8 protein-coding genes are annotated in these 8,316 nt (G+C 74.0%); 5 read left to right on the forward strand and 3 right to left on the reverse strand.

Going from position 1 to position 8,316, the window contains the following annotated elements; all coding sequences use genetic code 11:
- Positions 1–402 precede the first annotated feature (402 nt).
- Positions 403–1,392 (forward strand): CopD family protein, encoded by a 990-nt coding sequence (locus tag ACFU99_RS24020; RefSeq protein WP_384395213.1) that lies wholly within the window; start codon positions 403–405, stop codon positions 1,390–1,392.
- Positions 1,393–1,621: 229 nt separating this feature from the next.
- Here ACFU99_RS24020 and ACFU99_RS24025 read toward each other — a convergent pair whose 3' ends face one another.
- Complete coding sequence (locus tag ACFU99_RS24025) at positions 1,622–2,755, reverse strand: pyridoxal-phosphate dependent enzyme (RefSeq protein WP_384395215.1); 1,134 nt, start codon at positions 2,753–2,755, stop codon at positions 1,622–1,624.
- 222 nt (positions 2,756–2,977) lie between these two features.
- Between ACFU99_RS24025 and ACFU99_RS24030 the strand changes: the two genes are divergently transcribed.
- Positions 2,978–3,334, forward strand: coding sequence for a YciI family protein (locus tag ACFU99_RS24030; protein WP_384395217.1), 357 nt, complete (start codon positions 2,978–2,980; stop codon positions 3,332–3,334).
- A gap of 131 nt (positions 3,335–3,465) precedes the next feature.
- Complete coding sequence (locus tag ACFU99_RS24035; RefSeq protein WP_384395219.1) at positions 3,466–4,695, forward strand: RNA polymerase sigma factor; 1,230 nt, start codon at positions 3,466–3,468, stop codon at positions 4,693–4,695.
- A 9-nt stretch (positions 4,696–4,704) separates the two neighbouring features.
- On the opposite strand, the gene ACFU99_RS24040 is transcribed toward ACFU99_RS24035, so the two are convergent.
- Positions 4,705–5,628 (reverse strand): MBL fold metallo-hydrolase, encoded by a 924-nt coding sequence (locus tag ACFU99_RS24040; RefSeq protein WP_384395221.1) that lies wholly within the window; start codon positions 5,626–5,628, stop codon positions 4,705–4,707.
- A 205-nt stretch (positions 5,629–5,833) separates the two neighbouring features.
- Between ACFU99_RS24040 and ACFU99_RS24045 the strand changes: the two genes are divergently transcribed.
- The gene (locus ACFU99_RS24045) at positions 5,834–6,712 is read left to right on the forward strand and encodes a LysR substrate-binding domain-containing protein (protein WP_384395223.1); all 879 of its coding nucleotides are present in this window, start codon (positions 5,834–5,836) and stop codon (positions 6,710–6,712) included.
- Between the two features lie 34 nt (positions 6,713–6,746).
- Here ACFU99_RS24045 and ACFU99_RS24050 read toward each other — a convergent pair whose 3' ends face one another.
- Complete coding sequence (locus ACFU99_RS24050) at positions 6,747–7,655, reverse strand: aminoglycoside phosphotransferase family protein (protein WP_384395225.1); 909 nt, start codon at positions 7,653–7,655, stop codon at positions 6,747–6,749.
- 134 nt (positions 7,656–7,789) lie between these two features.
- On the opposite strand from ACFU99_RS24050, the gene ACFU99_RS24055 reads away from it, so the two are divergent.
- A partial coding sequence (locus tag ACFU99_RS24055; RefSeq protein ID WP_384395227.1) for an alpha/beta hydrolase occupies positions 7,790–8,316 on the forward strand: 527 nt, incomplete at its 3' end.

Here is an 8,316-nt window from a genome sequence, read left to right on the forward strand (position 1 = left end):
GGGGTCAGCCCCTCGGCGGTGATCAGCAGGGCACGGTAGTCGGGGCGCAGCTCCCGCACGGCGGGATCGATAGCGGCGGCGGCGAGCCAGGCGGCGGTGTCGGGGTCGGGGTCGGTGTTCAGGTCGGTCACGTCGTTCACGTCTCTCTTCACGGGCCCTTTCGCGGGCCGCTTCGCAGGCCACGTCACGGGCGAGGGCGTTCGGCCTCCACGGTAGGCGGGGCGCGGGGGTCGGCGCGGGGCAGGCTGGGGCGGGGGCTGCGGGCGGCACCGGGTCCGATACAGGCCGGCCGGTGACCGCGGCGGGAGCCGACCGGCGACCGAGGGACCCTGCGAACCCAGGTGGACCAGCGTGGCGCGCGCCGGTCTTGCCGGATTTGTGCGGTCCGGGGACGATCGCCCGATGATGCTTCCGGGCTCTTCGGTCACCGACACCCGCCGCCGGCGCGCGAGACTGATCGCCGCGGTGGCGGCGCCCGCCGCGGTGTTCCTCGTCGTTTCGCTGCTCGGCGCCACGGCCGCCCTGTCCGGCACGAACGAGATCACGGTGCCGGGTGCGGGGATCACGACCATGCTGCGCACCATCCTGCTGGCCGCGTTCTCCCTCCAGCTGGGCGAGGCGGCGGCCGACCGGCTCGCGCGTACGGTCCCCGACGCACCCGAACTCGCCCCGCGCAGCTGGGGGTTGGCGGCGTCCGTCGCCGGGTGCGCGGCGGCGGCCGGGCAGATCGTGGTACTCGCCGGGGACGGCTCACTGGCCGCGGGGCTGACGGGCGGCGACCTCGTCGGGACGTACGCGACGCGCCCCGGCGGGCTGGCGCTGCTGGAAGCCAACGGCTTCCTCCTCGCCGCCGTCTGCGTCACGCTGCGCCGCCCCGGCCTCGCCCCGGCCCCGCTGGCCCTGGTCGCCGTCGGGGAAGCGCTACGGGCGCACCCCGAGGCCGACAGCCCGTTGCTGGGTTCGCTGCTGACGCTCATTCATCTGAGCGCGGCGGCGCTGTGGGCGGGCGGACTGGTGCACGTCCTGCGCACGATGCGCCTGTGGCGGGGCCGCCCGGACGCCGCCAAGGCGCTGCTGCGCCGCTACGCCCGTCCGGCCGCCGCCCTCTTCGCGATCCTCGCGGTGACGGGCACCCTCAGCACCCTGCGCCGACTGCCGCTCGAAGCGACGCTGACGACGGCGTACGGGCGTACGCTGCTCGCCAAGCTGGCCCTGGTGGCCGTCGTCGCCGCCCTGGCCCTCGCCGCCCGGCTCCGCCTCCGCCGTTCCCCGGACCCCGACTCCCCCTCCGGCCCCACCCGCCCGGCCCGCGCGGAGGCCGTGGCCCTGGCGGCGGTCATCCTCGTCTCGGCGATCATCACGGCCCTGCCGGTACCGGCCGCGACCGGCTGACAACCGCCGGGCGCGCGCCCTCGTCCCCGTACGCGGTCACGAACAGCACCCGCGGCACAGGTCAGCGGCCGTGCCACCGCCACCGCCACCGCCACCGCCACCGACCGGCACGGAAACCCCGCCCGTACGGACCGGCCGCGCGCTCACGCCCGCACCACGCCCCTCAGCCACCCGACCCCACGCGGGTCGGCGGCGACACGCGCGTAGGCCGCGCGTACGCCCAACCCCCTCACCCGCCATGCGGATTGGCGTCCGCGCCCTCCGTGCTCAGAGCGACGACCACGGCATCGGGCGCGAGACCCAGTTCCGTACGGCGCTCCCCAGCGCCCCCACCCGTAAGCGCAGCCCGCAAGCCCGCGAGGGAAGCGGCCCCGCAGGGGCCGGAGGAGATGCCGTGCGCGGCCAGCGCTCCGGCGGCGGAGGCGCTGGCGGCGTCCGTCACGGTGACCGCCGCGTCCAGGCCGTCCCGCAGGCAGGGCCACGCCAGGCTGGAGGGAGTGCCGCAGTTCAGGCCGGCCATCGTCGTGGCGCCGGTCGCCACCGTGAGCGGGCGCCCGGCCAGCAGGCTGTGCAGCACCCCCGCCGCGTTCTCGGGCTCCACCGACAGCAGTGCCGCCCCGGCCCCGGACCGCCTGCTGCGGTAGTGGGTGACGGCGGCCTGGGCGAGCGAGCCGACGCCTACGGGCACGGCGACGAGCGAGGGCGCCCCGGCGCCCGCGGCCGTCAGCTGGGCGTCGACCTCGGCGAACAGCGTGGAGTACCCCTCGGCGATCCAGCCGGGGATCTCCTCGTAGCCGGGCCAGGCGGTGTCCTGGACGAGGACCGCGTCCGGCGCGGCGGCCGCCGCCTCCGCCGCGCGCACGGCGTCGTCGTAGACGCCCGGCACCTCGGTGACCCGCGCCCCCTCCCCCGCGATGGCGGCCACGGCCCCCGGATGCACCCCGTCCGCCACGAAGACGTGCGCCCGGTGCCCGAGCAGCCCGGCGGTACGGGCCACCGCCCGCCCGTGGTTCCCGTCGGTCGCGGTGACCAGCTGTATCGGAGCGCTGCCCTGAGCACCGGCCAGGACCCGGTGCACCGCCCACGACGCGCCCAGCGCCTTGAACGCCGGCAGCCCCAGCCGCGACGACTCGTCCTTGACGAAGAACCGGCCGACGCCCAGTTCGGCGGCGACCTCCGGCAGCTCGGTCAGCGGCGTGTGACCGTAGCCGGACAGCGAGGCGTGGAAGGCCCGTACGTCGGCGGGCGCGGGTTCGCAGGACCAGCCGCGGGCGGCAGGACGCGCGTACCAGAAGGGCGTACGGACGGACGTACGAGCGGACGCACGAGCGGCGGCGGAAGCGGCGGCAGCGATCTTTGGCATGGGGCCAGCTTGCGATCCGGGGAACCCATCGGTCCAGCACATGCTGACAACCTGCCCGGAACCCTTCAATGAGCGCCTGCCGGGGCCTCGGGAACAGCTCCGCCGAAATCTCTCCGAGAAAATCCGAAAAAGAATCGGCGGAACTGTCGATCCGGGCGTTCCCCGTTCGACGCAGGGGTGAGAGGCGGGGAAAAGCCCCGCCCTCCCTACAGAGGAGTCACCATGCCGCGCTACCTGACGATGATCCGCGTCGACGAGCGGAACGCCCCCGCCGACGGCCCCAGCCCCGAGCTGCTGGAGCGGATGGGCGCACTGCTGGAGGAGATCACCAAGGCCGGGGTCATGCTGGACACGGCCGGGCTCACGCCGACCGCCGAGGGCACCCGCGTCACCTGGTCCGGCGGCAAGATGAGCTGCACCGACGGGCCGTTCACGGAGAGCAAGGAAGTCATCGGCGGCTACTCGATCATCCAGGCCAAGGACAAGGCCGAGGCGGTGGAGTGGACCAAGCGGTTCCTGCGGACGCATGAGGACTACTGGAACATCACCGCCGAGGTCCGCGAGATCATCGAAGCCTGACCCGGGCGGACGCCCCGCCTCTGTTGTCCGAACGCGCTTGCCCGGCCCTCGCGCGACTGCTCTGATAAGTGGCCGTGACGGCAGCAGCGAGTGCGGCGAGTGCGGACAGCACTACCGAAACGGTCGAGACGGTGTTCAGGATCGAGTCCGCGCGGATCATCGCCGGTGTCGCCCGGATCGTACGGGACGTCGGCATCGCCGAGGAGCTGGCGCAGGACGCCCTGGTCGCCGCGTTGGAACAGTGGCCCGAGTCGGGCGTACCGGAGAAGCCGGGCGCCTGGCTCATGGCCACCGCCAAGCACCGCGCGATCGACCTCGTACGCCGCAAGGAGACGTACGCGCGCAAGCTGGCGGAGGTCGGGCGCGCGCTGACGGACGTACCGCCGCCGTCCCCAGAAGACCCCTCAGGCACCGAGGACGCCGAGGACATCGGCGACGATCTCCTCCGCCTGATCTTCACGGCGTGCCACCCCGTGCTGTCGACCGAGGCGCGGATCGCGCTCACCCTTCGGCTGCTGGGCGGGCTGACGACGCAGGAGATCGCCCGCGCCTACCTGGCCCCGGAGCCGACGGTCGCCCAGCGCATCGTCCGTGCGAAACGCGCCCTCGCCAAGGCCGGGGTCCCCTTCGAAGTACCGGGAGCCGCCGAACGGGCGGCCCGTCTCTCCTCGGTGCTGGAGGTCATCTACCTCATTTTCAATGAGGGTTACTCTGCGACGGCCGGCGAGGACCTGGTGCGCCCGGCGCTGTGCGAGGACGCGCTCCGGCTCGCCCGCGTCCTCGCGGGGCTGATGCCCGGCGAGCCGGAGGCGCACGGTCTGGCGGCGCTCCTGGAGTTCCAGGCGTCGCGCATCGCGGCACGTACGGGGCCGGACGGCGCCCCGGTGCTCCTCGCCGACCAGGACCGGGGCAAGTGGAACCGGATGTTCATCCGCCGCGGCATCGAGGCCCTGCACCGCGCGGGCCACGGCCCGTACGCCGTCCAGGCCGCGATCGCCGCGTGCCACGCGCAGGCCGTCCGCTACGAGGACACGGACTGGGCGACGATCGCCGCGCTGTACGGGCGGCTGATGGCCCTGGCCCCGTCCCCGGTGGTGGAGCTGAACCGCGCCGTCGCCGTATCGATGGCCCAAGGCCCGGCGGCCGCCCTGCACTTGGTGGACGCACTGGCCGGCGAACCGGCCCTGAAGGGGTACCACCTGCTGCCGAGCGTCCGGGGCGATCTGCTGGAGCGCCTGGGGCGCGCCGACGAGGCCCGTGCGGAATTCGCCCGCGCGGCGTCCCTGACGCGCAACGCCCGCGAGAAGGCGCTCCTTCTGGAACGGGCGACTCCGGCACCGTCCCCCGATTCGGCGGCCTGAAAAGGCCCCTCAAGCCGCCCGTTCGGCGCACAGGCAGCCGACGCCGTGCGAGATCCACTCCCGGCCCGCCCAGTCGGGATGCCGCTCGATCATCAGCGCCGACACCTCGTCGACGATGGTCTGCTCGTCGACGGCGGAGTCCCGGCGCCGCCACGTCTCGTCGCGCAGAAGCCGCAGGTAGTCCCGTACGTCGGTGAGCAGGCCGGTGTCGCCGAGCTCCCCGTGGCCGGGTACGACGATGTCCGCGCCCTGCTCCGCCAGGCCCTCCATCACGCCGATCCAGCGCGTTCCGGAGACGTCGGTGTCGTGCGGCGGGAACCACGGGAAGATGGAGAACTGGGCGGCCTCCACGAGGTCCCCGGTGAACAGCATGTCCGCGTCCGGCACCCGTATGACCTGGTCGCCCCGGCTGTGCGCCCGCCCCGTGGCGCGCAGTTGGACCACCCGACCGCCGAGGTCGAGGTCGTACGAGCTGTCGTAGACGAGGTCGGGCTGCTTGATCTCGACCCCCTCCAGCCGCCGCTCGACCGGCCCGCCGAACCCCTTGAACATCTCCACGTAGCCGGGGCCGCGCTCCGCCAGGTCCTCGGCCTGGGCGCGGTTGGCCAGGTACGTCGCCTCGCCCGCGAAGACCTGGGCGCCGAAGGCGTGTTCGGGGTGGAAGTGCGTCGTGGTCAGGTAGAGCCGCCGCCCCTTGGCGTACTCGGCCGCGAACTTCAGCACCGTCTCGGCGTTCTCGTTCCCGATGCCCGTCTCGACGACGAGGACGGCGTCCCGGCCGCCGATGACGCCGATGTTCGGTACGAGCGGGACGCCGCGGTCGGCGATGACCACGAGGTCGCGGGCGGGTTCGCGGACGTCGGCGAGGCGCACGGCGGGGTCCGGGGCGGTGTGCTCGGGAACGGCGTGGTCGGGGGTGGCGTGGTCGGGCATGGGCGGGCTCCTCGGTTTCTCGGGTTCTCGGTTGCCGCTGCTGTAGCTGTCTGCTGTCTGTCCCTCCGGATCGCTCCGTAGTGATCCGGAGCGATCCGGAGCGATCCGACGTCTCTGACGCTGCGTCCCAGTCGACTTCCCCGGCCTCCCCCGCGTCCAACACCCATTCCCTCCCGCCGATACCGAGCCGGTATCGTGGCCGCTCATGGACCTGAGGTTGCTGCGCTACTTCGTGGCCGTCGCCGAAGAACTCCATTTCGGCCGCGCCGCCGCCCGGCTCCACATGACCCAGCCGCCGCTGAGCCGGGCCGTTCAGCAGCTGGAGACGGATCTCGGCTGCGCGCTGCTGCACCGCTCGCCCGCCGGGGTCGCGCTCACCCCCGCCGGGACCACGCTGTACGAGGAGGCCCGCGCCCTGCTGGAGCGCGCCGAGCACGCCCGTACGAGGGTGACGGCGGCGGCCGGCGCCCCCACGCTCACCGTCGGCACCCTCGCCGACAGCGCGGAACAGGTCGGCGCCCGGCTGGCCGCCGCGTTCCGGGAGCGTCATCCCCACGCCCGTATCCGCATCCGCGAGGCCGACCTGTCCGACCCGACCGCCGGGCTGCGCGCCGGGCTGGTGGACGTGGCCCTGACGCGGGCGCCCTTCGACGGCACGGGCCTCACCGTGCGCGTACTGCGTTCCGACCCGGTCGGCGCGGTCCTGCGGACGGACGATCCGCTCGCCGGACGGGCGAGCCTGCGCCTGGCCGACCTCGCGGACCGGCAGTGGTTCCGGCTGCCCGAAGGCGCCGACCCCGCCTGGCGGGCCTACTGGAGCGGCCCCCCGGCCGTCGCCGGGCGTCGCGACGGGCCGGTCGTGCGCACGGTGCACGAGTGCATGCAGTCCGCCTTGTGGGACGGCACGGTCGGCCTGACGGCGGTGAACCACCCCATGCCTCCGGGCCTCACCACGGTCCCCCTGCGCGACAAGGCCCCCAGCGACCTCGTCCTCGCCTGGAACACCAACGCCACCACCCCGCTCGTACGCTCCTTCACCGGCCTGGCGACGGCCCTCTACCGCCCGTCACGGGCGGCGGGATAGCGAGCCGGCCCCGGCTCGCCCCGGCGCAACCCGCTCAACGCCCCGCCGCGTCCGCGAGGATCGCCTCAAGTCTCGCCCGGCACTCGGCGATGAAGGCGGGGTACGTGCGCCAGTAGTACGCGATCCCGCTGACGCCCACCGCGATCGCCCAGGCGCGGGCGCGAGCCCAGGTGGCGTCGTCGAGGTTCGCGGCGTCCCAGTAGGCGCGCCGCGCCTGTGGCGGGAGGTCCCAGAGAGGCGAGTGCTCGGCGTCGGGGAAGCCGACCGAGAGCCCTCCGAAGTCGATGACGGCGTGCAGTTCCCCGTCCCTGACCAGGAGATTGGTCGGCTTGAGATCGCCGTGGAGCCATACGTGCGGCCCGGCGGGCTCCGGCAGCGCGAGCGCGGCCCGCCACATCTCTTCCAGCGCGTCGAGATCGAGTTCGGCGCCCACCAGGGCCCGGCATTCATCGATACACCCGCCGACCCACTGATCACACGGCTCCAGCCCGCCCCCGCGGTACCAGCTGAGCCCGTCCGCGCGCGTCGCCCCCATGAGGTCGACGCGGTGGAGCTCCCGCACGACGGCCGCCAAGTCCGCCCCGAACCCGGCCCAGTCCCGTACGGTCTCCGGCCCGGCCACGTCGCCGTCGATCCACCGGTAGACCGACCACACCAGCGGAAAGTCACCGGTCGGCGTCCCGGCGTGCACGGGCTCGGGGATCGGCCACGAGAGGCGCGGCGCCAGCCGGGGGAGCCATTCCCGCTCTTTGCGCACGGACTCCGCGTTGCCCGCTGTCCGCGGAAGCCGTACGAGCAGGTCGGCGCCGAGCCGGTACATGGTGTTGTCCGTACCGGCGCCGGCGGGCGACAACGACAGGCCGGCCCACTCCGGGCGCTGCGCCTCCAGCAGCGAACGAACCAGGGTCTCGTCGGCGGGGATCTCGTCCTCGTGAAGCGTCACGAGGGAAGTCTCGGCGGCGGGGAGGCGGGAAGCCAGCGACTTTCCGACGCCGAGCGTTGACAGCCTAGGCTAACGCCATTAGCTTTTGGCTAACTAGATTAGCCATTGCCCAGCCGCCCGCGAAGGGACACACCATGACCGAGCACCTCACCCTCGACGGCGGGACGATCGCGTACGAGGTGACGGGCGCGGGCGGACCGCTCGTCGTCCTCGCGCACGGCATGGGCGACAGCCGCGCCGCCTACCGCGCCATCACCCCGCCCCTGGTGGCGGCGGGCTACCGGGTCGCCGCCGTCGACCTGCGCGGCTGCGGCGAGTCCAGCGCCGACTGGCCGGACTGGAGCCGCACCGCCGTCGCCGGCGACCTGCTCGCCGTGATCCGGCACCTCGGCGGCGGCCCGGCCGTACTCGTCGGCCACTCGATGTCCGGCGGCGCCGCGACCATCGCCGCGGCGCGGGAACCCGCCGCCGTCAGCGCGGTCGTCGAACTGGCGCCGTTTACGCGCGAGCAGTCGACCCGCCTCGGTGACCTGCGGGTCAAGCGCTTCCGGCAGGGCATGCTGCGGCTGCTCGGCGTGCTCGCGCTCGGCAGCGTGCCGCTCTGGCGCTCGTACCTCGGCGTGGCCTACCCCGGCAGGAAGCCCGCCGCACGGGCCGGGAC

The sequence above is a fragment of the Streptomyces sp. NPDC057654 genome (genome assembly GCF_042800135.1).
In the GTDB taxonomy this organism is placed as follows: Bacteria; Actinomycetota; Actinomycetes; order Streptomycetales; family Streptomycetaceae; genus Streptomyces.

Bases quoted from the DNA above. Each gene is read 5' to 3' on its own strand.
- ACFU99_RS24040 (WP_384395221.1), bottom strand. From the start codon at position 5,628: ATGCCCGACCACGCCACCCCCGACCACGCCGTTCCCGAGCACACCGCC.
- ACFU99_RS24030 (WP_384395217.1), top strand. From the start codon at position 2,978: ATGCCGCGCTACCTGACGATGATCCGCGTCGACGAGCGGAACGCCCCC.
- ACFU99_RS24045 (WP_384395223.1), top strand. From the start codon at position 5,834: ATGGACCTGAGGTTGCTGCGCTACTTCGTGGCCGTCGCCGAAGAACTC.
- ACFU99_RS24020 (WP_384395213.1), top strand. From the start codon at position 403: ATGATGCTTCCGGGCTCTTCGGTCACCGACACCCGCCGCCGGCGCGCG.
- ACFU99_RS24025 (WP_384395215.1), bottom strand. From the start codon at position 2,755: ATGCCAAAGATCGCTGCCGCCGCTTCCGCCGCCGCTCGTGCGTCCGCT.